We start from the raw sequence: 26,375 nt of genomic DNA on the forward strand, positions 1-26,375 counted from the left end.
GTTTTATCGAAATATCATGTTCTTCATTGAACAAAAAAATAGTTGGAACAGAAAAGAAGAATCATAAAGATTAAAGTTTCAATGAGTAGTTTTAATATTTTCATTGTTTATTTTTTTTAATTTTAGAAGCTAAAAAAGTTAGTTTTCCTGATTATTTTTATTCCTTTTATTGAATAAAGCAAATATCATAGAGAATACAGCTCCAATTAAAAAGCCTTGTGAGACAATTTTGACCAAAGAATCTTCTCCATCAGCAAAAAAGAAATATCTCGAAATAACAAAAAGAGCTAAGCAAACTACTGTAATAATAATGGGTACAAGAGTTTTCATTGCTTACTGTTTTTTTAAGTTTTTAAAATAATTTCTAACCACTTTTATCATAGTAAAAGTCACAGCAATATTGAGAAACAATAGCACCATATTGACTTTCAAATCTATTAGGGTGGTAAAGAAATCTGTCATAGCGGCAAACATAATGACAACACTGTTTAAGTAGACCATCAAACTTATGATAAATTGTGTTTTAGTAGGGTTTTGTACCCAATTGTTTTTTTGATTCATGATCGTTTTTATTTTTAAATTTTCAAATCGTTTTTGATTTCTGATGCAAATATATTGTGGCAAAAATTCATTTTCCAAATTCAGAGAATTGGGCATCTGAATGAAAAGAAAATTTCTATTTGATGGCAGGAAAAAATTCTTCTTTAAAAGGAAAACAACCTTTCTAAAAAGAAAAATTTAAGAAAATTAACGTTGATTTTCAACACATTGAAACAAACTTGCATGTAATCGAAATATTTCCGTTATTTGACAGATAATTCATAAGCGCAATGACCAAACTTTATCGGTTTTTATTTTTCATATTACTTTTATTTGTAAATTTCATCAAAGCGCAAGATGATACTTCATCTAAATTTTCTCTTAAATTTGAAAAATTAGTAACTCAAATTAAAAAAAATCAAACCAGGGAAGAATCTTATAATCTTTCGAAAAAACTGATTGCGGAGACAAAGAGAGAGGGAGAAGACAGTGATTTACTTCAAGCGTACATAATTACATCCGGCATTGCTCCAGATAGCTTATCTATAAAATATTGTGACAGTACTTTAAATATTGCCATCAAATTAAAAGATCAATCCGCTATTGGAGCTTCATATTTTTCAATTGCGGGCAGAAGCATGAGGGTTTTTGATTACAAAAAAGCTGCAGAATACTTTGTAGTTTCTTACGATTACTATTTGTCACAAAAAAACACTTACTGGGAAAAAACGAATTTACTATCCATAGGAAGACTCAAATCACTTATAGGCGAAGATAGCACTGCTTCGAATCTTGTTCTAGAAAACTATAACTATTTTAAAAATAATCAAATCACTCCCGACCATGAGTTTTCTTTGAACTTTGCGAAAATTTACTTGATATATATAAATTCAAAACTTAAAAAATACAAAGAGAACGACATTTTAATTAAAGAAGTTTACCAGTTTTTTGAGCAATATAAAGAATACAGCTTCTTTAAATTTCATATTTTCCTTGCAGATGGACGAAATGATTTTTCTTTAGGGAAATATAGTTCCGCTTTGACAAAACTTGAAAACTCAAAAAAAGCAATAGATCTTGTTGACAGTCAAAACCTCGACAATATCGATTTTTACATTGCAATGTGTTACTGGAAAATGGGAAATATAGAGAAAGCCTTTCCCATATTTGAGAACATAAAAAAGAACTTTCTTAAAACCAAAAGAACATCCTTAGAATTTCGCCCCGCATTTGACTTCTTCACTGAATATTACAAAAAACACGGAACTACAGAACAGCAATTGGCATCGCTAAATGATTTGCTGGAGTTTGACAAGTTTGAAAAAGATATTAAAAACTACGTTCAATTAAAGCTTAAAGACTTTGACGAAAAACATAAGAGTGAAGAACAGGCAATTTCCGAGAATGAGCAAAAGTTTAGCGATTGGCTTAGTATTGCAATTATTACCCTAAGTTCTATCGGTATCATTTATTTTGGATATCGAAAAATTAAAGCCCGTAAAAAGAAAGAAATTCCTGCGGTTGTGCAAATCGAAAAAACGACCACTGAGATTCCTCAACCAAAGAATAACCAAGCGGAAATACACGAAACTTCTAATAGTGCGGCAATAGATTATAGTTTGTACCGACCGATTAACAAATTTACGTTAGACCAGATTCTCGCTTCCATGAAAAATTTTGAAACGTCTTTTGGTTTTTTAGAACAAGATCTTAAGCTCACCACTTTAGCACAGAAATTTAGCACCAACGAGAAGTATTTGAGCAAAGTAATTAAAATAAATTTGGGAAAAACTTTTAATTCCTATATTACAGACTTAAGATTTGAATACTTGGATAAAAAATTGAAAAATGACTCTCATTTTAAAAATCAAAAGATTAAAGAAATTTCTTCCAAATTAGGTTTCGGGAGCCCTGAATTTTTTGCAACAGCATTTAAAGAAAAATACGGAAAATCTCCGAAGGAATATTTTGAGTCCTAAAATATTGATTATCAACCAAAATCCATTTGAATGATAATCAGTATTTTATTGTCTTGGATTCCTATATAAGATTTAATCCATTTAATAACAAATTGCGGTATACCCTAAATAAGAAAAATTAGAAATTTTCACTTAAAAAAATATTTTTTGAGATTTACCTCATTATTTTTTGTAGCTCTTTAAGCAATAACTGTTTTTCTACATCTGTAAGATCATTCTTGCTTCCATCCGATGCATATTCTATTTGATGTACATCTTGTTTATCCTTCTTCCACTCCCGCTTTTTATTTTGTTGGCTTCGGCTTGGCTCAGCCAACAAAATAGAAGAGCTCCGTTCAAGCAGGGCTGCAATTGAGTCTGTTCTTAAAAAAGTCAGCACAAAGACAATTTCTTTTCACAATAGTAATTATTTAAAAGTCTGAATATGAATTTTATCCCTTAAAATTTAAATGAATACATAAAATTTAATATCTTTAAACCACCACATAATCACAACAATATGAATACCTCAGAAAAAAACGGAGGTTCATCTTTTCGCCCATCCCAAAATGCGGCAGGAATCTCAGAAAACCATCATGTCGGCATCAACCGACTGGTAAAATTATCTTTGGTCATTGAAGGTAAAGTAATCAAATATTACAAACATTTCAAACTGACTCAAAGTACCCAAAAACATCACGAATTTACACTGACTTTAGCCCACGATACTTTAGGCGATCGCCAAACCCATACTTTAGAAGAAGCGAATAAATTTTTAGGGAAAAGATTAACAGCTGTCATTTCTTATAAAGATATCGAAAACAGTCCCGAACGAACTTTTGTAGGTGTCATTACTGGTGTAGGTTTTAGTCAGGAGAGAATGAGTTTAGGAAATATCGTTTTGTCAGGTTACAGTCCAACTATTTTATTGGATGGTGCACCCCATATTCAAAGTTTTGGTGGAAATCAAGCGGTCAATATGGGAATCATTGCTGAAGAAGTTATTAAACAGGGTTTAGATAAAAGCCGTTTTGATATAAGGATTGACACCAATGATTATTCTCAAATTATGTACAGCAGCCAATATGACGAAACACACTATAATTATCTGGCGAGAATGGCAGAAGCGTATGGCGAACAATTTTATTATGATGGTGAAGTTCTGCACTTCGGAAAACTTCCTCCTCAAAATCAACCGATAAAATTAACGTACGGAAGCAGTGTCAACGACATTAAAGTTGAATTGAAAGCTGTTCATACAAAACCCCAATTTTACGGTTACAACAGCAATAAAAATGAAGTGTTAAAATCGGGTTCCACACCCATTCAGCATGTAGGAGATTTAGCAAAAACAGCTTATCAACATAACGATGCTATTTACAAAACACCATCATTACGAGTTGCTCCAATCAAAGCGACGACCCATTTAGATGTTGAATATTCACAAAAAAGTACTTCAGGAAGTGAGGCGGTGAATGTTTTCAATCTTTCAGGTTCTACAACAGTTCCTTTCTTGCATCCGGGATGCAGTGTTGATATCGAAATGCGAAAACCGGACACGAATGAAACTTCATATTTCACAAGAATCATGGTTACAGAAACGACTCATGAAATTGATACGATTGGCCATTACACCGGAAGTTTTGCAGGAATTGCATCCGACACCGGTTTTTTACCCAAACCTGAATTTACAGTTCCTGTTGCGCAACCACAAATTGCCACTGTCATTTCGAATACCGATCCAGAAGGACAGGGAAGAGTTCAGGTAAGATTTGACTGGCAAACGAATGACACAACCCATTTCATCAGAATGATGAGCCCTGATGCAGGAGGAACCGATCAGATTACTCAGAATAGAGGTTATGTTGCAATCCCCGAAGTGGGTGATCAGGTCATGGTAAATTTTGTACACAATCATCCTGACAGACCTTTTGTAATGGGTGGGATGTTTCATGGGGGAACGGCTTTGGGTGGATTTGCAGACAACCGTGTAAAATCGATTATGACGAGAAGCGGACATAAAGTGGTTTTCACGGAAGATGAAAGTATTATTATTACAGATAAATCGGGTAATGAAATTCATCTGGACACGACGGGAAGTAATATTAATATCACGGCTCCGGAGACGATGACGCTGAATTGCAAAAATATGAATATTAATGTGACGGAAAATATGACAACGAGTGTGGGTATGAATCAGTCTGATACGATAGGCATGAACAGAACCCAAAACATAGGACTGAATGCCACGCAAAGTGTAGGCGCTATGAAAATGACTTCTGTAATTGGAGATACAAGTATGTTTATTACAGGAAAATTGACGGAAATGATTGACGGAGATGTGCATAGTGAAACAAAACAGGGTAAAACTATTGTAAATAATGAGGGTGGAATAGAAACATTTACTGTTGGACAGATAAAAAAAGATGCACAAGGTAATATAGATAACAGAAGTGGAGAGATAGGTAAGGCGCATTAAAATAATAATATATGAGCAGAACGAGATTTGTAAAGGGAAAGATTTTCGAAACAGTAGGTGGTAATCTGCAATATTATTCTGAAGCCAATATTACAGAAAGTGCCTCCGAAACATATGCCGAAAAAAGTTCTGAGAAGATTTTGCAGGCCGGAAATCCGGAAAGGTATCAGAATAAATTGGAAAATTCTATAAAGGGTTTAGCTATTTTTCGAAGAAAAAATAATTATAGTAGCAAACCAGATTTTGGATTTGATTGGTATGCAGGAAATAATTACGGAACAACTTATAATGAACCTTTCAATTATGATGACGATAAAACATTAGTAAGCGGGAGAGATAAGTTAAAAAAAGAGTATGCGTCTGTAATACAATATATGTCAATCCGTAAATTCGGATATATCGAGGCTGGTAAAAATAAAGGAAGATCTATAATAAGTATTATGGATAAAAATTATTTTGTGCCATGGTTCTCTGGATTTGCAAAAGATGAAGGAGGTAATTCAAAAAGCTACGAGTTGGATGTTTTTTTCAATATCGAGGAACCAGCAGAAGGTAGTATTAAAATAAGTTCTAAAAACGAGAGTATTGAAGTAGTTTTTACAGATGATAATGATATATCTTTTAATATCAACGAAAGCCATCCAAAGCAGTTTAGCAAAACTGTAAAAATATCTTTTTTGGACTACATAACTGAAGATAGCACGATTATAATAAGTTTTCATAAAAAAAGTGAAGAGGAAAAAGTTGAAGAACAAAAACAGAAAGAAAGCCAGGCAGAAGATCAAACCTCAAATTCCATATCAACAGTTTTTGTAACTGCGGGTGAGTTAATGGGAATATTAAATATTTATAAAAATTCAATAGAATATAATGTAGTTTTCAGATATGTAAAGGTTTTTTTCAAAGGATGGGTCTATGTTGAAAATATCAAAGACAAAGTTTATGTTTCTGGTGCTTCTAATGGCTATCAGGAAGATGAAAACCTCATCGAAAAAGAAAGAAATCTAACAAGAGGAATTGCTAACCTAAAAACTCTTCGAACATCTATCATAGTCGGTGGAAATGCTGAAAGAATAAGACAAAATCAAGATTTAATTAGAAAACAGGAAAGTGAACTTCTTAGCCTTAAAAGCGTAATGGCTCAAAGAAAATTGATTTCTACAGCATTGTATAATGAACAGTTGGGAGTTATGAATAACAAAGAAATATTCATTAGTAATAATAAGTCGGATTTAATCAATATGTTTTCTCAACCACTCATTAGATATAAAGAAAAGGCTGCTACTAATTATGAGCAATTAGAAATAGATGTGAAAGAAATGGACTCTTTCTTTGATGATTTAAAACTGAAAAAAAGTGGTGCTTCACATTTTATAGTTGATGATGATGACGAGGAAGCAAATTCTGGAAGAATAAGAAATAAAATCAACAAGGCATTTAAATCAAGAGAAACAAAGGATAAAAAAGAACTCATCGTCTTTTTGTTGCCTTTTGGCATTATCAGTAATGTAAAAAATGGCCTTATATTGCTGGGACAGGCAGAAGATGTTTCTTATAATGCTGACAGCGCAATGCTTACCCCGCAAGCAGATGCTTCAACATTTATTCATGAAGCGGGACATACATTTAATCTTCCCCATACTTTTTTGAAAAGAGATGGAGGCTGGTTCAGCGAAGGTATAAAAATTGAACAGGGTACTACAGATAATATCATGGATTATAGTTATAATCTGAAAAACAAGGATAGTAATCCTTCGAATAATGTAAATGTACTTGCCGATAAATTTGCCTTATGGAAATTTCAATGGGACATAATGAGAAAAGACCCTAACTTAGTTGAAATAGTAAAAAAGTAAATAATGAGAAAACATATTCTGACTTATAGTATTTTATTTTCTATTAATTCTGTAATGGTCTCATGCCAATCGAAAACGCAAAACAACGAAACCAATACCTCTGTTAATTTATTAAAAATGAAAGAACAATTCCCGAATCAAAACACAGCTTTTGAAAAAACAAACGATAAAGTGACTTTTTATAAACCTTCCGGAAGTAGGATCTTAACAATAGATGTAAAAAAACATTTCTATTATGTGTATTCTTCGGAGATTTATCATGAAGGATTCATTAAAGTAAATGATATGCTTTACTTTTTCCCGGGAAAAATAGAAAAATATCAAACATTTTCTACTGGCGAAACTGGGACTGGAAACGGAACTTTTAAAACACAAAATGTTACAAATGATTTAGGTTTGCCATTAAAAGAAACAATAGAATACCCCGATGAGAATAAGGTCAAAACATTTGATGTTTCCTATGGGTATAATAAATTTGGGCAGTTACTGAAAGTTCAGCAGGATAATAAAACGATTGTTGATAAGACATATGATAATAACGGTAATTTGATAGAATCCAAAACACCTGATGAACATATCAAATACAATTATAATAAAGAAGGAAATGTTGTCTCAGAAGAAGTTGAAAAAAAAGGACAGAAGAAAATATTCAATTATCAGTACAATTCTTCTAAACAGCTTTTGAAAAAATATACAGATGATCAGAACCAAGTGCAGAAATTTACATATGATTCTGAAGGTAAAATTCTGAGCATTATTGAATATTATGGCGAAATAGATAAAAGTGATGCTAATAAATTAATCAATCATTTTTTAATAAAAACTTATTCTTATACGAAAAATCAGCCTACAGAAGAAAATCACAGAGAATTTAAGATTGCAAATGCATCTGTATTGGTGAATAAAAAATGGGAAGCGATTAATCTTGAGAAACAAAGGAAGTTAGCATGGGATAATATTAATAATTCTTCCGAAATTCCAATTGCTGAAAATGATAAGAAATATGTTTATCTCTCAAACGAGATCAATGTTTCAATAAATTATTTTAGTTTTTCTAATAGAGTTAAAAATGGAAAAGCATCTCAGGAAAAAGAGATACTCCGTACAGAATCGATTAAATTTTCTCTTGACAAACAAGGGCGGATTATAAAAAAAGAAACTGTTAGCAAAGAAGATCAAAAAAGTAACATAGAAAAGTATTTTTATTAGTATCTAATATAATCATGGGAAAAATAACTAATTTTTCATTGATATACATGGTTTCTGTATTTGTTAATTTATACCAAATTTTTCTTAAAAATTCCTTAAAATTAATCATGTTAAAGTGATAATCTTATTTAATAATATTTAAAAACCCTTTATTATAAGGGTTTTTTCTTTATTTAATCCTAAAGTCGTAGAACTACTACATCAAATCGTAGTATTACTACAAAAACTGAGATTTATCAAATTTATGACTCTAAAAGAAATCAATGGCTCTATCTTTGAATCAACCAAATCACAAAATATTAACTGTTTAAAATTTACAAAATGGCAGACAATTCAAGAGGAATCTTAAAATTCAACGGAAGCGAAGGACAAAAATTACTGAAGCTTAATTACAGCGTATCGAGATCTACAGACGTTTCAGGGCGTGTAGCATCAGATCCTTCCAACGCAATCATCAAATTAACAATCGAAGCAACAGAAAAATCTGAAATTCTTGAAAGTTTGCTTAATGGTAAGTACAAACCAACTTCAGGTGAAATTACTTTCAACAAATCTCACGAAGAAGGTACTTTGATTACCTTAAACTGGGAAAACGGATATGTTATTCAGCATGAAGTAGATTTTGATGCAATAGATCAAAATTCTATGTTAATCAGCTTTGTAGTAAGTGCAGAAAAAATCAACTACGGTGGAGCTGCTTACGAAGGCGTTTGGCCGGGAGCATAATTCTAGCTTATGAAATGATAATGTGTATGAGTAGTTTTTATTCATACACATTTTCGATATAATATCATTTTTTGTTGTAAAATCAGCCTTAATTCTCAAAACTTCTCGGTTATGAATGAAAGTGAAGTAAACGAAATTCAAGAAGTAAATTCATTTAAATATGCTTGGTACAGAAACGGAAAGTATTCTGTAAACGTAAAGTCATATCTCACTTTAGGCAACGGAAAAGCAAACGAAACAGAAACGGAAGAAATCTGGGAAATCATTCCTGGAGAATATAAGCATATCGAAATTCTTATTTCAGATAAAAAATATATTCATTTTGATGCGCAGATGAAGCCTTTTTATGAAATTTTAAATCAGGTCAATAAAGCAACCGAAAATCTGGCGCTACTTCTAGATGAAGACAAGACAATTGATAAGATTGAAAACGATGAGGTAATCATTGAAAAATGGGAAGAAATTAAGCGGAAAGAACTTCGTTTTCTTCAATTGGTAAAAGATTCTTACAACGAAATCATTACAATTTATGATAAAGAATTTCAGAGAATTGATGATAATATTAAAGCGAATCTACTTTATCAAATACTTTTTTATCCGTTTCCAAATACGGGGGTGAACTTTACCAACGAAGGACAATTCAAAGAAAGAGAATTTCTTTCAACTCTTTTTCCGGGAGAAAAAATAGTGTACGATACAAACTATGAGTTTATAGATAATAAAGATCAATTTCAGATGAATATTGTAGGAAAGCTTAAAAGCCATACCGGAGATTTTGATGAAATTTATGCTCAAAATTATCAGAAAGCGTTAAATATTCCTTTAGAATATGATTTAATAATGGAAGGAGAGTATTTGTATAACCTCGATTCAGTTTTATCAGAAATTATATTCCATGTCAAGGAAAAGCTGAATGAAAAAATGCTGTATGTCTGCAGATATCATATTCAACTAATACCATCAACAATATGAGCCAACTGTATATTGCACAAGAAACTCCGCTTATGTGTACCAGCGGAAGGCGGCTAATTGGGATAGGAGTCAGTTCTCAGTCTAGTGTTTATTTAAAAAATGGCTTGAAACTGATGGCTACAGAAGATGATCGTTTTAAAGACAATTTTATTTGTCCGCAAATGATGATTGCCGGAGCTGTTGCCGGAGTCGGAATTGCCGCTGCATTTGGTGGCGGATTGTTTGTTTTGGCTGCTGCAGCTTGGGCTGGAAGCGCACTTATTGACGATTGTTTGAATATTTGCTCATTTCTTACGAAAGGAAGCGATTGGACGAATACCCACCAAAAAGTGAGAGTTGAGGGTAAAAAACCGCTTCTTCAAAATTCTACATTAAATTGTTTTCTGGGGGGAACAGTGAAGTTTCATCTTCCTACACCAGCTCAAATTACAGAATTGAGCAACGCTGCATCGATGGCGCAGGATTCTTATAATGATAATTCTGACGAAGCTGCACAGATTGGTGATTATACAAGAATAAATACTGATGATCAAGCAGTGCTTGACGAAATGTTTGGTCCCGGAACTTTCAAACCTGAAGATTTTAATACGAATCGTGATAATGGTTTTTATGCTTCTTTATACAAAAATAATACAGGACAATATTTTGTAGCTTTCCGAGGATCTGAACCTAAAGGGATGCAGTTTTATCACGACTGGTTTATAGAAGATGGGGGGCAGGCTTTTGGAGCTCAGACTCCTCAAATAGAAAAAACAATGCGTCTGGCAAAGAAAATGAATGAGTCAACCAATGGAAATGTTTCTTTCACAGGACATTCTTTGGGAGGAGGAAATAGCGCAATGGCATCTTACTATACCGGATTACCTGCTTATACTTTCAATACAAGAGGAGTTCATGATAACACTCTTGAATATTTAGATGAAAACGGTGCGATAGGTTCTACTTCCAATATCACCAATTACAGCACAAGTAATGATATTCTTAATGCTCTTCAGAATAACAGAGAGGGTCTGCTTTCTACCCTTGCCATTTCAAGAATTCCGGGTCTCAACAAGCTGGGAATTTTTGGAAACCTTACAGGTGCTGTTCCGAGAGCATTAGGCGAACAAAACGAAATCTTCGGATATATCCCGGATAATGAAGGAATGAATCTGAAAACATTCGGAAGCGGTCACAGTGCCTATGCAGATGCTGTAGAAGCGATGATTGCAACCATTAATACCAATGTAATTGCAGTAAACCCATAAATTATGAAAAAAATAATTTTTTTAATCTTTTTTACCATGACCTTATTTTCCTGTCAGGATACCAGATCCAGAAAAGCTCAAAATAAAGAACAATATCCTCCTCAAAAATTATTTGAAGGAGAACAGCTTAAAGCTGCACAGAAAATTTTTGATGAAGATAATTCAGGATTAGAGGATGTTTTAAAAAATGACCCACAAATCATCAATCAGTTGAGTGACACTAAAGGATATACTTTACTAATGTATGCTTCTATTGTTGAAAATCTTCCTGCAATGGAAATTCTCCTTAAAAACGGAGCAGATCCCAATCTTGTAGTTCCTAATGAAGGGCTGGGTTTACCACTTTCTCATGCAGTAGCTATAAATAATTATGAAATGGCAAAGCTTTTATTCAAGTATAAAGCCAATCCAAATCCTACAGTAGGAAGTAGTCCACTTTGTAGTGCGCTACTTTTGGGAAATGAACAAACTGAGAAAAAAATGATTGATTTTTTGTTGGATAATGGTGCAGATATCAATCATACTTCTTATTTGGGAGACAATATTATGGAAGATGCAGCACGAAGCAATTTGGCCACTGCACAATATTTTTTAGAAAAAGGAGGAAATCCGAAAATAAAAGGAACTGAGCTTTCTCCTATGGCTTCTTATATTGAGTTTGAAGAAAAGAGAAAAGCTAAAAATCAAAACTCTAAAAACGCTGCATACTTTGAAAGGGTATCTGCAATGAAAAAACAGCTTCAGGAAAAAAATGACATCAATTTTCCTGTAATAAAAGATCCAAAAGCAGAAGCGAAACTGAGAATTGATTTATATGAAAAATTGAATGAGAGAGATAAAAAATCTCTGAATTTTAATAAGAATTATGGTGAAAACAGATATAAAGAAGATCAGAAATTATTATCTCAATAAAATAATTCGTTCAAAAACGAATCGTAGTATTACTACAAAAATTGAAATTTTAAGTTTAAATTTTTTCTTAAAGTAGTAATATGATTAAATTTAAAATAGTTAGAATCAACAAAAATTTTCATTATTAATAAAAGTGAAAATTTTGTCATCTCAGACGAGATCAGATAAAATAAAAAAAACAATTCACAAGTTTAAAGAAAAATATTATGTTTCAGGATAATACCACCAAACCTCAGCTTTCAGATCAAATAAAGACTGATGCTGCTCAAAATTTAAAAGAAAAGGTTGCAACAAACATAGAAAATACAGCGAGCGAAAATATTAAAAATATAAGCTCACAGTTTAATCAGCCCATTAACGGAGCAGTACAAAATTCTTCGGGGATGTTTATGAATCAGATCGCTCAGACCAATAATTCGACATTAGTAGAAGATAAAGTTTGGGACAATCAGCCTACTTCAAAAATACATAATGCTTTGGCAATTCCTACAAGCCAGATTTTAGGAATCAACAGAGTGGTAAAGCTCGATTTGATTATTGAAGGACAAGTAATCAAGCATTTTAAGCATTTTAAATTAAACCAAAGTGCAATAAAACATCATGAATTCAGCATTACGCTTGCTCATGATACGCTTGGTTCTGTAGAAAATCATAATCTTGAAGAAGCTCAGAATTTTTTAGGAAAAAGGCTGACCGTTATTTTTAAATATAAAGATGTCATCGACGGTCCCGAACGAAATTTTGTCGGAGTCATCACAGAAGTAGGTTTCAGCCAGGAAAAAGGAAGTTTAGGAAATATTGTATTGAGTGGATTTAGCCCGACGGTACTTTTAGATGCCGCTCCGCATATTCAGAGTTTCGGGGGAGCTCAACCGATTAGTCTTAACAGTATCGCAGATCACGTCATCAAAGAAGGATTGGGCGGAAATAAATTCGATTTTCGGGTGGATGCTCAATATGGAAATGTTTCTTACAGTTCGCAATACGAAGAAACCCATTACAATTATCTGGCAAGAATGGCAGAAGCTTATGGCGAACAGTTTTTTTATGACGGGGAAGTTCTTCATTTCGGAAAGCTTCCACCTGCAGAACAACCTGTAAAACTCACTTATGGAAGCAATGTGAATGACGTAAAAGTGAGAATGAAAGCACAGCATGTAAATCCTTCTTTTTATGGATACAACAGCAGTAAAAATGAAAAGCTGACAACAGGAAGTTCTAAAATTAACCATGCTTCGGATATTGCAAAACGTGCCTACGAAATTTCAGAAAAAACATTTACAACACCTTCTCTAAGAGTAGCACCGATAAAAGCAGCCTCTTTCATGGATATTGATGCCTCGCAAAAAGGAACAGCCGGAAGTAAAGCTTCACAGGTATTTATTACTTCGGGAGAAACTACAGTTCCGTTTTTATATCCGGGTTGTACGGCAGATGTGGAGATGAGAAAAGCAGATACCAATCAGACTTCTTATTTCACAAAACTAATGATGGTAGAAGTAACTCATGAAGTAGATGCAATAGGATATTATACCGGAAACTTTGAAGCTATTGCTGCAGACAGCGGTTATATTCCCCGTCCAGAGTTTGAAAGTCCCAGAGCGGAAGCTCAGTTTGCAAAAGTGACCGCCAATGCAGATCCACTTAATCAAGGAAGAGTAAAAATTCAGTTTGATTGGCAAAGTGGACAAGATACGTCAGAATTTATTAGAGTAATGACTCCGGATGCAGGAAGTAGTGATAAAGTAAATAAAAACCGCGGATTCATGGCCATTCCGGAAGTGGGTGATCAGGTGATTATTAATTTCGTTCATCAACATCCAGACCGACCGTTTGTAATGGGCGGAATGTTTCATGGCGGAATTGGCGGCGGTGGTGGAGCCGGAAATAATGTGAAAAGTTTATCGAGTAAAAGCGGAAATATTATTTGTTTAAATGACGGCGCTGGAATTGAAATCAAAGACAGAAATGGAAATCATGTAACTCTAAGCGGAACAGGTGATGTTACCACTTTTGTAAGCAATGATAATAACGAAGATATCGGAAATAATCATACAACAAACATCGCTACGAAAACTACGATAAATGTTGGAAAAGACCAAAGTGTTTTGACGATGGATAATGCCGGAAATATTTCTTTGGAAGGAAAAACACAGATTGAACTTAAAGTTGGAGAAAACAAAATCACTATAAAACAAGACTCCATTACAATCTCGGTAGGAAACGGGATGCTTGATATGAACTCTAAAGATAACGCATTGCTCGTGACACAAAATAATTTGAGTCTGCATAGTAAATCTAATACATCAATTAACGCAACAGGTAACACTTACGTTACAGGTAAACAGGTGGATATTAATTAAATATGAGGTTTTTAGAATACGAAATTAAAGATGTAGACACTTTAGAATCTATATCAAAACAATATAATCAGAGTGTTGAAGAAATTGTGAATTTTCACAATCAGAATTGTGGTATTACACAACAGATTATAGGGGATAAATTTCCCGTGTATCTGAAGTTTTTATATTTAAATACAAGTCCTTCAAGTAAACCAAATAAGGAAGAGCAAATTTTTATAAGTGAAAGCTCTGCAAGATATCGTTGTGAACAATCTGTAATGACTTACATTGGAGGAATGTTAATCAACCATATCGATACAAAGAGAGAGTTTCTGGTAGATAAGTTTCAGAAGAATGGCGACAGTTTTGTGAATACAAAGTTGGTAGAAAATATTATGAATTCTTATCCGGAAGAAATGAAAGAGGCGGTTGATTTGATTTCAGATATAGATTTACTTGCTTGTAATTTGCAGGTTTCTTTAAATAAGGAAAGCGGGAAAATTGATAAGATAATTAATCATAATACTATTGTTGAAAACTGGAAAATGCATAAGCAACATCTGAAAACCAAATATGGTTTTTTAAGAAACTCCGAGACAAAAGATAACTTAGAATTGTTTCTACAAACTAATGATGAAATCTTTTTGAATGAAGGAAAATTAAAAGAATGGGTAAACAACAAGATGTTTTTCGATTTGTTCTTTGATAAATATTTGGTGAGCAATCAAAATGTATTCAGTCCTTTTAAAAAAGATTTATACTCTCAGCTGTTCGAAGGAAAACCAATTTCATTTGAGTTCAGACAAGATATTATTACAGAAACTCAGAGTGCAATTAATGTAAGGAAGGTAGGGGATATGATAAAAAACAGAGTGAATACCACTTCATTGGAAGAGATATATGATGTTAAGTTTAAGCCTCTGGTTAATTATAAGTTTTCAGAATTTAAATTCAGCTATAGAGAAAATTCTACTTATGATTTAGAAAATACTTGGATTACAGCTTCAGATGTTACAATTATTGAAGAAATAAAAAATAATGTAAAACTGATGATTAGTTATAAATTGACAAAAATAGAAGTATAATGGCAGAGTCATACGTTCCACAAGATACAACGGCTGTATGTACGATGATGACAAACGGTGCTCCACAAATGATCAAGATTACGAGCCCGAGTAATGTGATGTACAGCACCAAAACACAGCCTTATTTGACAATAATCGATACCAAACTATCTGGTTCATTTCAATGTAAAGCTCCGGCAAAATTTTGGGGCGGTCTTCAGGCATTAGCTTTAGGAATTGCTATTGGAGCTGCTATTGTTCTTACAGGGGGAGCTGCTGCTGTAGTTATTGTTGCCGCATGTGCAATAAGTGTTGCGGCAGGAGGTATTGCACTCTATAAAATGGCGCACGATTGTGATGCTACTTTAGAGAAAAAATGGTCTTTACCACATAATAAAGTTCGTTTTAATCAGGAAAAAGCTATTTTAAATCGTTCCTATTTAGATTGTCCGAAAAAAGGTAAGATTACCATTATTATGGATCCTGTCATTGCTCAGAGAGCAGCAGATTTTATAAGTAACAACAATAATAAAGAAGTAATGATGCAGATGGGAAGTCAGTTGGTGATGGGAGTAATTACGGGTGTTACGGCAGGTGCTTCTGTTGTTGCTGTTGGAGTTACTGGTGCAATTACGTTAGGTCTTTATTGGCCAAGTGAAACATTTGGAGATACAGACTTCGGATCGACTAATGAAGGAACTGCAAGTACAATTTCTGCTGTTGGAAGTGATGCTATAACAACCGGTGTTGGTGCAGGTCTTTCGGCTACACATATAACCAGCGAAATTGGAGGAACAATTATCAACTCAAACGTAGGAAATGCAGTTGGAGGTTTAGTGCAATATGGTGCAGGATCAGCTACCGGTAATGTTACCAGAAGTTTTGAAGGTGCTATCCGTAATTTTATTGGTCATCGAGGTTTAAAAGCTAATAATTATGCAGGTTACAAAGGAATTGCTGGTTTTGTAGCAAATATAGCCATAGGCACTTTTGCGGATAAATATGAAAATGGTTTGGCTGCAGAAACTGCATTTAAGGCTCAGAAACTTGATGAATTAGATATGAATAAAGGTATTAACGTTATAGCCACAGAAGCTTAAATTATGAAAATTGTATATAGAATATTAGGATTAGTATGTATTATTTTAATACTTAATCTATTAGCCACATGGATCTTTGTAAATAAAAATAATGGAAAAGATTTTGTTGAAAAGTATATAAGCTCATCTAAAGAGATTAAAATTAAAGTGAAAAAAGAAAGTTTTGATGATATGTTTGATGGTTATAGTTACCTTAAGCAAATCATTATTTTTAAAGGAATTTTTGGAAATAGTTCTAATTATACTTTTAGAGATGAATATTCAGGTAAATTTTATAAAATTGTAAGGTTTGATAAATATGGCAACAAATTTAGTCATCCACAAACTTATTTAATAGACAATAAAGAACTCAATGTAAAAATTGATCCTTTCCAAATTAATAATCCTTCATTTGGTACAAAAGAAAATCCAATTCTTGTATTTTCATATAAAGGTGTTAATAATGATTTTATTATGGATATGGATATAGATGAAAAAGACGAGAATGGCGTTTATAAACAAGCTCCAATTTCTATTGCACCTACAGAAGAAGAATACCATTACAACGTAGAAAAGTATTTGACTTACATAATACCTAAAGAAGAGTTTAAAAAGCGTTTTAAGTAGTGAAAATAGTATATCAGGTTTTAACCTATCTTGGAACAATAATGATTTTAAACTTATTAGCCAATTGGTTTTTTGTAAGCAAAAACAATGGTGAAAAATATATTGACAATTATATTTCTTGTTCAAGAGAAGTTAAGATTAAAGTAAACCCCGATTTTTTTGAAGGACAAAACTCTCATACAAGCTTTTTTAAATATACAATATTGTTTAAAGGTATATATGGTAACAGTGGTGACTTTATTTTTAAAGATGATTTAAATAACAAATTTTTTAAAATAATGAGATTTGATTATTATGATGATAAATTTGGCTTACCTCAAAGCACAAGCTTAGATAATGAAGAGCTTTACGTTAAAGTAGATCCCTTACAATATAATAATCCTGCATTTGGGACAAAAGAAAATCCTATACCTATATTTTCTTACAAAGGTGTGAATAAACAATTGATGACAGAAATCAGAACTGATGAAAAAGGAGAAGATGGCAGATATATTAATAAATCAATTCCTCTCTCTCCCACAGAAGAAGAATACCATTACAACGTAGAACAGTATTTGACTTACGTAATGCCTAAAGAAGAGTTTAAAAAACGTTTTAAATAATAAATAAAATATAAGGATTCTTTTTAATAGGAGAATATCAAAAATAATTTTTCAAAACCTCATATCTCTACCAACTCACAATTTTGTAAGTTCTTTCTTATTGCTAAAACAAAAAATATATTTGCGAAAAATATTTACAAATGAATTTAGCCGAAAATATTCTAGATTTTCATCATTACTCTTTAAAAGTTACAGATTTTCGTTCTACTTTAAAATTTTATAAAGCTTTAGGTTTCCATGAGATTCACTCTTGGGAATTGCCGTCATTTAATTTGAAGAAAGGAATGATGCTTTACAACGAAAAAATCAACTGTTACATTGAGTTATTCGATAAAGATGCAGAGATTCCGACTCAGGGAAGAAAAAGAAATGCTGATGAAGAATTTGTAGAAAACTCTATTTTACATATCTGTTTTACTGTAGAAAATGCTGAAAAAGCAAGAGAAGAAGCACTGAAAATTGGAGCAAAAAATTTGAGTGACGGAGTTTTTGAAATCAGTTTAGCGAATGATGAAAAATCTGTTGAGGTAAGAAACAGTCTTGTTTACAGCCCGAATGGCGAAGTAATTGAGTTTTTAGAAAAAGTCAGTTTTTAATTTAATCGAAATTTTGCTCATTGATATACTCAAGTAAATTCAAAACTTTTCTGCCGTTTTGCGTTAAAAAATAGTCAGATTTTGTTTTGTCTTTATCGTTTTCAATCAAGTTGGCTTCTACAAGTTCTTTAAGTTGTTTGGCCAAAACTCGGTCAGTAATCGAAGTGGGGAGTACGGTTTTAAAATCGGAGTAAGTCAATTTGTCTTTGTTTAAGGCAAATAAAATGGAAACTTTCCATCTTCCGCTAATCTTTGATAAAATTTTATGAGCATTGCAATAATTCTGTAAGATTTTATCGTTCTCAGAATTGGTTGAGCTTTCTTTTTTCATTTAGCAATTATATAAAAAAGAAATTCAGAATTAAAGCTTTAATTCTGAATTTTATATAATATTGTTAATCTAGAAATCTTATTTAGACTCCAATTCTACAGTATAACTTTTTGGGCTGTATTTTGTAAGTGAACCGGTTGCAGCATCAATACCTACGCCGATGGCACCACCAAGAAGAATATTTAATAAGGTTACCGGATTAAAAGTTTTGGTAAGCTTCACCTCTTTTGTTTCAAAACCTTCTTTTTCAAACATGACGATTTGTTTTCCCAAGCCTCTCGATATTTCTGCTGTACAAGGTGTTGTACATTTTTCTTTTCCTTTGTGCATTACTTTTGCGCCTTCAGGTGTTGAGGTAAATGCGATAGAGTCTTTGGTTCCTGTAAAAATAGTTGCACATGATGTTGTAGAAAGTGCAAAGCTTAATCCTAATATAAAAGATAAAGTTCTTTTCATTTTGTTTAATTAAATATCGTTTTTAATTTTTTTTTGCTGAAAACAGTAGATTTCAATCTCCATAATTTTCGAGGTGCGAAAATATATTTTTAAAATTGAATAAAAAAATATTCACAGCATTCAGAATTAAATTATTTATTTAAGAACAAAATATTTTCAACTTCACTTTCATTTTTATCAGAATAATAAATTTCTTTAAACTTATAATACCAAGCTGATTTTTCAAATTTTGATTTGTTAATAGATGCTGCAATAGAATTTGAGAAGTACGATTTTTTATTGATAATCACTTTGAATCTAACTTGAGTTTTAAAGTTTCCAGCATATTTTTTTGAATTTAAACTGATGATTCCACCCGAAATTACATTGATTTTTTTAAGATAAGACATTCCGCAATCAGAATTAACCCAAAACTCAATCGGTTTCCATTTTTTATCTTGAGTTAAAGCTTCCTGAATAAGAGTGAGTTTATTATCTTGAGGAATAAGGAGTAAATCTGCTTGTGTGTTGTTTTTTAAATAGATAGAGAATAATGAATCGTTTTTAATTTCGGCAATTATCAAAATTGAATCTTTATTGCCATTCTTGAATAACTTTTCTATCCTTATATCTGATTTAAAATCATTATCAATTTGATTTTCATTCAAGAAAAGGTCTGTTTGTAAATTTTGAGCAGAAAAATTGGCACTCATAAGAATGAACAATAAAGTGAAACTTAAATTTGAATAAAATTTTGTTTTCATCAGATTGCATGAAAATAGAAGTTAATTTTTAAACTCATTACAATCCAAATCCTTTCTCCTTGAGTTTTGTAATATTAAAATAAACTCCCGGCAATTGGTATTTATCTTTTGGTAAACTTAAATAATCACAATCACCCGATAAACTTTGGGATGCGATTTCTAGTTGTAAAGTATTCATCAGCACATATTCATGAGTCACTGTAATAACATGAAATCCGGAAGTACATTCTTTACCGTCTCCCGAACTAAAAATAGCGCCGAATAAACCATAGAAATGATGAGAAACTTTTTTTGCCATTGCTTCATTGCCATCTAAATGATAAATGTAAGCAAGAAAATTCATCACCCGAAGATTAAGCGGAAATTCTTTCAAAGCTGCATTCGAAATCTTAATAATTTCTGCATAATCAGATTTTTTTAAATCAGAGCTCTGAAAATATGGAGCCAGTTTTTTTTCTTCTTCTGAAGTTTTATAAGGATGATATTCTTTCTGAAAAGTATAGCCAAAATACAAATGCCTGTATTGGTCATTGGTAATGAGCGTATCATTTGTTTTCAGCTTATCCATCAATTTCGGATAATAAAATTCTGAATCTTTGTTCTCAATATTTTTCTGAATGGCTTTGTAATTGGGAGCTTCGTATTCTTTTTGTTGAGAATATATAAAACTTGAGACAAAAAATAAAGAAATAAGCAGGATATATTTTACCATGATTTCCTAGAATATTTTAGTTTCTACTTTCTCTTACAGCACGAATCAGTTTTTCATTTCTCTTTTCAGCTCTTGAATTTTGTAATGATAAAGCCGCCCAAATCGCTGCAGGAATCCAACCCAAAATAGTGATTTGTAAAATAAAGCATATAATTCCGGTGATGATTTTTCCTCTCACAATGAATGATAAAAAGGGAAGTAAAATGGCGAGTAACATGTTTTTAGTTTTAAATTAATTGATTTTTAATGTGAATGTGGGTCAAAATACGCCTTAAAAGTAAGCGGGTCTTCGCTCATATTTTCAGCAATTTCTAAATATTCATGATATTCTTCGGCATTCTTTCCCATATCAACCATCACGATGGCAAGATTGGTGTACAGATTTTTATCTTCTGAACCCAAATCTAATGCGATTTTTAAAATAGCGAGCGCAGTTTCATATTCACCCGAATCACATAAAATGGCACCAAGATTAACCAAAGCAGGCATATTTTGACCTTCAATGGTTAAAATCTCTTCAAGCTCTTTAATCAAAAGGTCGTTGATGTCGTCCCAATAATCTTCATTTTCCCATCTTTTTGCCTGAAGTTTTTTTACATTTTCTAGTCTTTGGGTTATATTATTCATGCCGTAAAATTACACAATTACCAATACTTATTTTCTATTTCTTGCGTTTTTCAAATAACCATTTCGGGATTTCATCTGTTACTAAAAACGGAATCACAATATTGTTATGATTAAGATTAGTGAAAGTTGTAAAAATCAAATTCTTGTTGGAAGAAACTTTGTTATACAATTCAACGCTGCCAATATATGGGTTTTCATCATCTTGTTTGCCATGAATTAGCCAAATGTTTTTTTCTTTGATTTTATTGAGATTCGACAAATCTGGAACAGCGGCAACAGAAACAACGGCTGCAAATGTATTAGGATTTAAATTCATCAGATTTTGAGCTGTCGAACCTCCCATGGAATATCCTATCAGATAAATCCTGTTTTTGTCAATATTGGGATATTCTTTTTCAAGATTTTTAATCAATTTCAATAAAGCAAAAACCTCGTCGGAAGGTTTTGAAATTTGAATTCCGTCTCCATTGGTCTCATAGTTTGTTGAGCGTTTATTAAATTGTGGTGCTACAACATAACATTGGTATTTTTCATAAATTTCATCGCGTAACCATATTTTTGCAAAGGGTTCCAATTGATTTTCATTATCATTTCCAATCCTTGTAGAATTATGAAAGGTTATCACCAAAGGAAACTTCTCGCTTTTTAAGTTGTTTTTGGGCGTTAAAAATCTGTAAGGAATTTTAATATCATTTTTTACAAATGTTTTCTTTTGAAATTTATCGGTATTTAAACTGTTTAATAGTTTTCTATTGTTCAAAAATGTTAGACTGTCAACTTTTGTATCTCTAAATTCTTTCTTTTGTGCAAAAGTTTGATGTATGGTGAGTATCAATAAAAGTGTGATTAAATTCTTCATTGTATTTATGAAAGTTTAGGAATTATGATGAAATATGTATTGAGATAGTAAATGTTCATTCAATAGAAAATAGCTGTTCTTATAATCAAAGATCCAGAGGAGGGACCTGTTAACTGTATTCCTAATTTTTATCAGGAAAAAATGATTTAAATTAGAAAACCATTTTTAATATCTACTAAATTAATCCAAATTTTCCCAATCAGGCTTATGAATTTGAAATACATCCATCATCTTTCCCGAATAATCGATTTGTTTTTTGAAAGACATTCCATTTTTCAAAGCGATAATTTTAGAATTTTTGTTTTCAGGATGAATGATTGAAATTAATCTGTCGTGAAAATTATTTTCAAAAGCAAAATCTCTGCATTTTTTAGCAGCTTCAATCGCAAAACCTTTTCCCCGAAACTTTGGAAGAATAGAGTAGGCAACTTCCAACTCAAATTTATTTTCGACTTCGCGAACCAACAGTCCACATTGTCCAACCAATTGATTTGTTTCTTTTGAAATCAAAACGTTTTGTCCGCCGAGATTACTTTCATAACGGTGGAAAGTCCATTCAAACCATTTTTCGGAACGTTCTTTGGGTGTTTTAAAATCATCCATTCCGAGCATTTTTGCAGTATGCTCATCTTCGAATAATTCGAGCCAGATTTCGAAGTCGGAGTGTTGTAATTTTTGGAATGTAAGTCTTTCGGATTGTTGATAGGTGAGGAGAAAGTTCATTATTCTTTATCTAAAATTTCTGTGCAAGTGTTTCGGTCATCATTACACGGGTATTCTAAAATAATGTAATTTTCACCAGTTTCCACGATTTTATATTCTGTCTTTTTTCCTAAGTACATTAAATCATCTTTCAGTTCTAATTTTGTTTTTATGCTTATTATTTCAGTTTCAAATTTACATTTATCAAGCATTTTTAATTTGCTTTCTATTGTAATTGTTTCTTTATCCCCCAAAATTTCAATCATTTTATTATGATGAAATTTCACCTTTAAAGTATTTTTATCATCGCTGTTAAAACTCCCATTATTAATTAAACTGCAATTAGGATTTTTATCTGAGTCAGGGAAATAATTTTTTCTTTGAGAATAATTTTTGATAGAAAAAACTAATAATAAAATTATCAAGCATTTCATAATTAATAGTTTTGCTAAAAATAGTAAATTTTAGGATAAATTGTTAGATGAAATCTTGAATTTCCAAAACTAATATGTTCTTTTTAAGAGTAGAATCACTTGCTTCAAATTTTCTAATGTATTGAAAGCTTTTATGGCTTTTGTGGTAAAAAAAACTCCAAAAAGTTTTCACCTCTTGGAGTTTTATAGTATGTTTTGAAATTTTATCCAAATGCCCTTTTCAGCAAACTCTCCACTTTCGGTTCACTTCCTCTGAAATTTTTGTACAATTCCATCGGGTCTTTTGTACCGCCGGAAGAAAGAAGAGCTTTAAATTTTGCTGCTGTTTCAGGATTGAAAATTCCGTTTTCTTTAAAATACTGGAAGGCATCGGCATCCAAAACTTCCGCCCATTTGTAAGAATAATATCCTGCAGAATATCCACCCTGGAAAATATGAGAAAAACTCGGGCTCATGGCTGTTTCAGGATTTACAGGATAAAGCTGTGTTGCTTTTGTATATTTATCCTCAAACTCTTTTACGCTCAAATTCTCCAACTCTCCAACTTTGGTGTGGTAATTCATGTCGAGTAACCCAAAACCGATTTGTCTCATCGTCTGATAACCTTCCATAAAGTTTTTCGACTGTTCAATCTTCTCGATTTTCTCATCCGGAAGAACTTCACCAGTTTTGTAATGTTTGGCAAATGTTTTTAAAAATTCCGGTTCGTAGCAGAAATTTTCCAAAAACTGAGATGGTAATTCTACAAAATCCCATTTCACAGAAGTTCCCGAAAGATTTGGATATTGGGTATTCGCCAACATTCCGTGCAGCGCATGACCAAATTCATGGAACAATGTTGTCACTTCCTGAAACGTTAGTAAACTAGGTGTATCTTTTGTCGGCTTGCTGAAATTACAAACAATAGAAATATGCGGACGAGAATTTTCGCCATCTTTTGTGTATTGACTTTTATAGCTCGTCATCCAAGCTCCGGCTCTTTTGCCTTTTCTTGGGAAATAATCAACGTAAAGTAGGGCTTTGAAGTTTGTTGCTGGTTCTTGGTTGTCGGTTGATGGTTCTTGATTTTCAAAAACTTCATATACTTTGACCTCTTCATGATATTTAGGAATATCGTTTCTTTCCACAAAAGTGAGTCCGAAAAGTTGTTTTGATAATCCAAAAACAGCTTCCTGAACTTGCTCTAATGGAAAATAAGGTTTTAATTCTTCATCATTAAAATCATATTTTGCTTTTCGAAGTTTTTCGGCATAAAAAGCATGGTCATAACCTTGTATTTCTTCAATTCCATCAGTTTTTGCTAAAGATTTTAATTCTTCAATTTCTTTTTCAGCGTAAGGTTTTGCTTTCGTTAAAAGTTCATTCAGAAAATCAATGACTTTTGTCGGAGATTTTGCCATTCGCTCTTCCAAAACATAATCTGCGTAAGTAGAGTAGCCTAATAATTCTGCTTTTTGCTGTTTTAAAGCAAGCAACTCTTTAATTAAGTTTTGATTGTCAAATTCGCCACCGTCAAAAGATTTTTTACCATTTGCCAAAGCTATTTCTTTTCTTAAATCACGGTTTTCGGCATAGGTCATCAAAGGAATATAGCTTGGATATTGTAAGGTTACAACCCATCCTTCCAGATTTCTTTCCTTTGCTTCTTCCGCATATTGTTCCAAAATTGCATCCGGAATTCCTGCCAAATCTTCTTTATTGGTAATGTGTTTAAAATAATTATTTGTTGAAGCCAACACATTTTGTCCGAATTGAAGTGATTTTAAAGATAAATCCATACTGATTTTCTTTAATTTTTCTTTGTCTTCCTCATTTAGCAAAGCACCACTTCTCACAAAACCTTTATAAGTTTCATTCAAAAGCATTTGCTGTTCTTCGTTCAGATTGTATTTCTCCTTTTCGTCGTAAACTTTTTTAATTTTATTAAACAAAGCTTCGTTTTGAGAGATTTTTGAAGAATATTCTGTTAAAATAGGAGAGACTTCCTGAGCGATTTGTTGTAATTCATCACTTGTTTCTGCAGAATTTAAATTGAAAAATATATTGGAAGCCACATCCAATTGTTCACCCGAAAAAGCAAGTGCTTCAATTACATTTCCAAAATTTGGCTCTTCCGAATTGTTAACAATTGCGTTGATTTCCTCTTCCGATTTTTGAATTAATTCTTTGAAAGTAGGAAGGTAATCTTCATTTTTAATTTGATTAAAAGGTGCTGAATGGTATGGTGTATTGAATTTTTCTGTTAAAATATTCATTGACGTATTTTTAATTGATGTAAATTTAATTATTTGAATTGAATTGTTTTTTGATGCGCAAAAAGAATGCCTTGATAATGATTTGTGACAAAAATGCTTCATTCGAAAATTATTCTTGTCATATGTAAAGTTGAAATGCTCTGAAAATATATAATTTTGACCCTAACAATTAATATATAAACTATGAAAACAATTTTAAAAATTATCGGAGGAATTATTCTCTTATTTGTAGTGTATGCAATCATTGCAGTACTAACTTTTGGTAAAGTTTACCATTACGAAAAATCTGTTGTGATGAATGCACCGAAGGAAAAAGTGTGGCAACAAATTTCTTCGATGAAGTCTTTTAACCAATGGAATCCTTGGATGAAATTAGACAAAAATATGAAGATTAATTACAGTGGAATTTCAGGGCAAGTAGGAGATAAGTATTGTTGGGATAGTAAAAATGATGATGCTGGAGCAGGTTGTCAAGAGATTAAAGAAATCATACCCAACGAAAAGCAAAAAACAGAGATGATTTTTAAAAGACCTTTTGAAGGGCAGGCAATTTCTGATATTGTTCTGACCTCTGAAGGAAATTCTACAAAAGTAACCTGGAGTATGGATACTGAACAGGAAACCTGGATGAAAATAATGAGACCAATGATGGATTATCAAATGAATAAATCTTACGAAGAAGGTTTAAACAATCTGAAAGCTTTGGTTGAAAAGTAAATATAAATTAGAAGTAATTTCTTACAAACTGTTTTCAAATTTTGGAAGCAGTTTTTTTATTTAATAATTTTTTTTACCAATTTCATCAATCGTATAGTAATTGCCAATGCCTTTAGGGTTTTCTCTGTACTTTTTATACCATGATTGCTGTCTACAAAAGCCATGGCAATAATAAAAAACGGAATAAACTGAAACCAATCACTCACTCCTATATCATGACATCTTTTTTGCTCCCTGAATAATTCTAAAAATTAATCCGGTAAACCAAACGAGCATGGTAATAATATAGAATAACAGGAACTCGATTATACTGTATTGATTTTCAACTAT

Annotated in this window: 28 protein-coding genes; 15 read left to right on the forward strand and 13 right to left on the reverse strand. The window is 32.1% G+C overall.

What is annotated here, in order from left to right:
* Positions 1-138: 138 nt before the first annotated feature.
* Both LO744_RS05955 and LO744_RS05960 read right to left on the reverse strand, forming a co-directional pair.
* Positions 139-330: a hypothetical protein gene (locus tag LO744_RS05955; RefSeq protein ID WP_230667801.1), complete on the reverse strand. Its 192-nt coding sequence runs from the start codon at positions 328-330 to the stop codon at positions 139-141.
* Positions 331-333: 3 nt separating this feature from the next.
* Positions 334-639: a hypothetical protein gene (locus tag LO744_RS05960; protein WP_230667803.1), complete on the reverse strand. Its 306-nt coding sequence runs from the start codon at positions 637-639 to the stop codon at positions 334-336.
* A gap of 191 nt (positions 640-830) precedes the next feature.
* Here LO744_RS05960 and LO744_RS05965 point away from each other — a divergent pair, with 191 nt between their 5' ends.
* Complete coding sequence (locus tag LO744_RS05965) at positions 831-2,519, forward strand: helix-turn-helix domain-containing protein (protein ID WP_230667805.1); 1,689 nt, start codon at positions 831-833, stop codon at positions 2,517-2,519.
* 154 nt (positions 2,520-2,673) lie between these two features.
* Here LO744_RS05965 and LO744_RS05970 read toward each other — a convergent pair whose 3' ends face one another.
* Positions 2,674-2,898 (reverse strand): hypothetical protein, encoded by a 225-nt coding sequence (locus LO744_RS05970; protein WP_230667807.1) that lies wholly within the window; start codon positions 2,896-2,898, stop codon positions 2,674-2,676.
* A gap of 120 nt (positions 2,899-3,018) precedes the next feature.
* On the opposite strand from LO744_RS05970, the gene LO744_RS05975 reads away from it, so the two are divergent.
* The 13 genes from LO744_RS05975 (at position 3,019) to LO744_RS06035 (ending at position 18,209) form a co-directional block, all read left to right on the forward strand.
* Positions 3,019-4,977 (forward strand): type VI secretion system Vgr family protein, encoded by a 1,959-nt coding sequence (locus LO744_RS05975; protein ID WP_230667809.1) that lies wholly within the window; start codon positions 3,019-3,021, stop codon positions 4,975-4,977.
* An 11-nt stretch (positions 4,978-4,988) separates the two neighbouring features.
* Positions 4,989-6,833, forward strand: a complete 1,845-nt coding sequence (locus tag LO744_RS05980; protein ID WP_230667811.1) for a reprolysin-like metallopeptidase — start codon at positions 4,989-4,991, stop codon at positions 6,831-6,833.
* Between the two features lie 3 nt (positions 6,834-6,836).
* On the forward strand, positions 6,837-8,042 hold the full coding sequence (locus tag LO744_RS05985) for an RHS repeat domain-containing protein (RefSeq protein ID WP_230667813.1): 1,206 nt from the start codon (positions 6,837-6,839) through the stop codon (positions 8,040-8,042).
* Positions 8,043-8,363: 321 nt separating this feature from the next.
* Positions 8,364-8,768, forward strand: coding sequence for a type VI secretion system tube protein TssD (gene tssD, locus LO744_RS05990; RefSeq protein ID WP_230667815.1), 405 nt, complete (start codon positions 8,364-8,366; stop codon positions 8,766-8,768).
* Between the two features lie 111 nt (positions 8,769-8,879).
* The gene (locus LO744_RS05995; protein WP_230667817.1) at positions 8,880-9,740 is read left to right on the forward strand and encodes a hypothetical protein; all 861 of its coding nucleotides are present in this window, start codon (positions 8,880-8,882) and stop codon (positions 9,738-9,740) included.
* Positions 9,737-10,987, forward strand: a complete 1,251-nt coding sequence (locus tag LO744_RS06000; protein WP_230667819.1) for a PAAR-like protein — start codon at positions 9,737-9,739, stop codon at positions 10,985-10,987. Before LO744_RS05995 ends, LO744_RS06000 begins: the two co-directional genes overlap by 4 nt.
* 3 nt (positions 10,988-10,990) lie before the next feature.
* Positions 10,991-11,899, forward strand: a complete 909-nt coding sequence (locus LO744_RS06005; RefSeq protein ID WP_230667821.1) for an ankyrin repeat domain-containing protein — start codon at positions 10,991-10,993, stop codon at positions 11,897-11,899.
* Between the two features lie 206 nt (positions 11,900-12,105).
* The gene (locus LO744_RS06010) at positions 12,106-14,262 is read left to right on the forward strand and encodes a type VI secretion system Vgr family protein (protein ID WP_230667822.1); all 2,157 of its coding nucleotides are present in this window, start codon (positions 12,106-12,108) and stop codon (positions 14,260-14,262) included.
* Positions 14,263-14,264: 2 nt separating this feature from the next.
* Positions 14,265-15,326, forward strand: coding sequence for a hypothetical protein (locus LO744_RS06015; protein WP_230667823.1), 1,062 nt, complete (start codon positions 14,265-14,267; stop codon positions 15,324-15,326).
* Complete coding sequence (locus LO744_RS06020; protein ID WP_230667825.1) at positions 15,326-16,405, forward strand: hypothetical protein; 1,080 nt, start codon at positions 15,326-15,328, stop codon at positions 16,403-16,405. Before LO744_RS06015 ends, LO744_RS06020 begins: the two co-directional genes overlap by 1 nt.
* 3 nt (positions 16,406-16,408) lie before the next feature.
* Positions 16,409-17,011: a cytochrome c oxidase subunit Vb family protein gene (locus LO744_RS06025; RefSeq protein ID WP_230667828.1), complete on the forward strand. Its 603-nt coding sequence runs from the start codon at positions 16,409-16,411 to the stop codon at positions 17,009-17,011.
* Positions 17,011-17,613 (forward strand): cytochrome c oxidase subunit Vb family protein, encoded by a 603-nt coding sequence (locus LO744_RS06030; protein WP_230667832.1) that lies wholly within the window; start codon positions 17,011-17,013, stop codon positions 17,611-17,613. Before LO744_RS06025 ends, LO744_RS06030 begins: the two co-directional genes overlap by 1 nt.
* Before the next feature lie 140 nt (positions 17,614-17,753).
* A complete protein-coding gene (locus tag LO744_RS06035; RefSeq protein ID WP_230667835.1) occupies positions 17,754-18,209 on the forward strand; it encodes a VOC family protein in 456 nt (151 codons plus the stop codon).
* Position 18,210: 1 nt separating this feature from the next.
* Here LO744_RS06035 and LO744_RS06040 read toward each other — a convergent pair whose 3' ends face one another.
* The 10 genes from LO744_RS06040 to LO744_RS06085 all read right to left on the reverse strand — a co-directional run bounded on the left by LO744_RS06040 (position 18,211) and on the right by LO744_RS06085 (position 25,328).
* A complete protein-coding gene (locus tag LO744_RS06040) occupies positions 18,211-18,540 on the reverse strand; it encodes a winged helix-turn-helix transcriptional regulator (protein WP_230667838.1) in 330 nt (109 codons plus the stop codon).
* A 78-nt stretch (positions 18,541-18,618) separates the two neighbouring features.
* On the reverse strand, positions 18,619-18,996 hold the full coding sequence (locus tag LO744_RS06045) for a PEGA domain-containing protein (RefSeq protein WP_230667840.1): 378 nt from the start codon (positions 18,994-18,996) through the stop codon (positions 18,619-18,621).
* A 131-nt stretch (positions 18,997-19,127) separates the two neighbouring features.
* Complete coding sequence (locus LO744_RS06050; protein ID WP_230667843.1) at positions 19,128-19,688, reverse strand: hypothetical protein; 561 nt, start codon at positions 19,686-19,688, stop codon at positions 19,128-19,130.
* Positions 19,689-19,776: 88 nt separating this feature from the next.
* Complete coding sequence (locus tag LO744_RS06055; RefSeq protein WP_230667846.1) at positions 19,777-20,451, reverse strand: DUF4919 domain-containing protein; 675 nt, start codon at positions 20,449-20,451, stop codon at positions 19,777-19,779.
* A gap of 16 nt (positions 20,452-20,467) precedes the next feature.
* Positions 20,468-20,668 (reverse strand): YqaE/Pmp3 family membrane protein, encoded by a 201-nt coding sequence (locus LO744_RS06060; protein ID WP_230667849.1) that lies wholly within the window; start codon positions 20,666-20,668, stop codon positions 20,468-20,470.
* A 26-nt stretch (positions 20,669-20,694) separates the two neighbouring features.
* Positions 20,695-21,078: a hypothetical protein gene (locus LO744_RS06065; protein WP_230667851.1), complete on the reverse strand. Its 384-nt coding sequence runs from the start codon at positions 21,076-21,078 to the stop codon at positions 20,695-20,697.
* A 34-nt stretch (positions 21,079-21,112) separates the two neighbouring features.
* Complete coding sequence (locus tag LO744_RS06070; protein WP_230667854.1) at positions 21,113-21,937, reverse strand: carboxylesterase family protein; 825 nt, start codon at positions 21,935-21,937, stop codon at positions 21,113-21,115.
* 180 nt (positions 21,938-22,117) lie between these two features.
* On the reverse strand, positions 22,118-22,660 hold the full coding sequence (locus LO744_RS06075) for a GNAT family N-acetyltransferase (protein ID WP_230667857.1): 543 nt from the start codon (positions 22,658-22,660) through the stop codon (positions 22,118-22,120).
* Positions 22,660-23,073: a hypothetical protein gene (locus tag LO744_RS06080; protein ID WP_230667859.1), complete on the reverse strand. Its 414-nt coding sequence runs from the start codon at positions 23,071-23,073 to the stop codon at positions 22,660-22,662. The genes LO744_RS06075 and LO744_RS06080 overlap by 1 nt, the downstream gene beginning before the upstream one ends.
* 203 nt (positions 23,074-23,276) lie before the next feature.
* Positions 23,277-25,328, reverse strand: coding sequence for a M3 family metallopeptidase (locus LO744_RS06085; RefSeq protein WP_230667861.1), 2,052 nt, complete (start codon positions 25,326-25,328; stop codon positions 23,277-23,279).
* Between the two features lie 183 nt (positions 25,329-25,511).
* Between LO744_RS06085 and LO744_RS06090 the strand changes: the two genes are divergently transcribed.
* Positions 25,512-26,045 carry an SRPBCC family protein gene (locus tag LO744_RS06090; protein ID WP_230667864.1) on the forward strand — a complete coding sequence of 178 codons (534 nt, stop codon included), beginning with the start codon at positions 25,512-25,514 and terminating at the stop codon, positions 26,043-26,045.
* Positions 26,046-26,375: the final 330 nt, after the last annotated feature.

The organism is Chryseobacterium turcicum (assembly GCF_021010565.1).
Lineage (GTDB): Bacteria > Bacteroidota > Bacteroidia > Flavobacteriales > Weeksellaceae > Chryseobacterium > Chryseobacterium turcicum.

Coding starts and splice junctions, on each gene's coding strand:
- LO744_RS06015 (WP_230667823.1), top strand. CDS start 14,265: ATGAGGTTTTTAGAATACGAAATTAAAGATGTAGACACTTTAGAATCT.
- LO744_RS06075 (WP_230667857.1), bottom strand. CDS start 22,660: ATGAACTTTCTCCTCACCTATCAACAATCCGAAAGACTTACATTCCAA.
- LO744_RS06060 (WP_230667849.1), bottom strand. CDS start 20,668: ATGTTACTCGCCATTTTACTTCCCTTTTTATCATTCATTGTGAGAGGA.
- LO744_RS05980 (WP_230667811.1), top strand. CDS start 4,989: ATGAGCAGAACGAGATTTGTAAAGGGAAAGATTTTCGAAACAGTAGGT.
- LO744_RS06045 (WP_230667840.1), bottom strand. CDS start 18,996: ATGAAAAGAACTTTATCTTTTATATTAGGATTAAGCTTTGCACTTTCT.
- LO744_RS06005 (WP_230667821.1), top strand. CDS start 10,991: ATGAAAAAAATAATTTTTTTAATCTTTTTTACCATGACCTTATTTTCC.
- LO744_RS05965 (WP_230667805.1), top strand. CDS start 831: ATGACCAAACTTTATCGGTTTTTATTTTTCATATTACTTTTATTTGTA.
- LO744_RS06080 (WP_230667859.1), bottom strand. CDS start 23,073: ATGAAATGCTTGATAATTTTATTATTAGTTTTTTCTATCAAAAATTAT.
- LO744_RS06085 (WP_230667861.1), bottom strand. CDS start 25,328: ATGAATATTTTAACAGAAAAATTCAATACACCATACCATTCAGCACCT.
- LO744_RS06070 (WP_230667854.1), bottom strand. CDS start 21,937: ATGAAGAATTTAATCACACTTTTATTGATACTCACCATACATCAAACT.
- LO744_RS05995 (WP_230667817.1), top strand. CDS start 8,880: ATGAATGAAAGTGAAGTAAACGAAATTCAAGAAGTAAATTCATTTAAA.
- LO744_RS06010 (WP_230667822.1), top strand. CDS start 12,106: ATGTTTCAGGATAATACCACCAAACCTCAGCTTTCAGATCAAATAAAG.
- LO744_RS06065 (WP_230667851.1), bottom strand. CDS start 21,078: ATGAATAATATAACCCAAAGACTAGAAAATGTAAAAAAACTTCAGGCA.
- tssD (WP_230667815.1), top strand. CDS start 8,364: ATGGCAGACAATTCAAGAGGAATCTTAAAATTCAACGGAAGCGAAGGA.
- LO744_RS05955 (WP_230667801.1), bottom strand. CDS start 330: ATGAAAACTCTTGTACCCATTATTATTACAGTAGTTTGCTTAGCTCTT.
- LO744_RS06020 (WP_230667825.1), top strand. CDS start 15,326: ATGGCAGAGTCATACGTTCCACAAGATACAACGGCTGTATGTACGATG.
- LO744_RS06025 (WP_230667828.1), top strand. CDS start 16,409: ATGAAAATTGTATATAGAATATTAGGATTAGTATGTATTATTTTAATA.
- LO744_RS05985 (WP_230667813.1), top strand. CDS start 6,837: ATGAGAAAACATATTCTGACTTATAGTATTTTATTTTCTATTAATTCT.
- LO744_RS06055 (WP_230667846.1), bottom strand. CDS start 20,451: ATGGTAAAATATATCCTGCTTATTTCTTTATTTTTTGTCTCAAGTTTT.
- LO744_RS06040 (WP_230667838.1), bottom strand. CDS start 18,540: ATGAAAAAAGAAAGCTCAACCAATTCTGAGAACGATAAAATCTTACAG.
- LO744_RS06090 (WP_230667864.1), top strand. CDS start 25,512: ATGAAAACAATTTTAAAAATTATCGGAGGAATTATTCTCTTATTTGTA.
- LO744_RS06050 (WP_230667843.1), bottom strand. CDS start 19,688: ATGAGTGCCAATTTTTCTGCTCAAAATTTACAAACAGACCTTTTCTTG.
- LO744_RS06035 (WP_230667835.1), top strand. CDS start 17,754: ATGAATTTAGCCGAAAATATTCTAGATTTTCATCATTACTCTTTAAAA.
- LO744_RS05975 (WP_230667809.1), top strand. CDS start 3,019: ATGAATACCTCAGAAAAAAACGGAGGTTCATCTTTTCGCCCATCCCAA.
- LO744_RS06000 (WP_230667819.1), top strand. CDS start 9,737: ATGAGCCAACTGTATATTGCACAAGAAACTCCGCTTATGTGTACCAGC.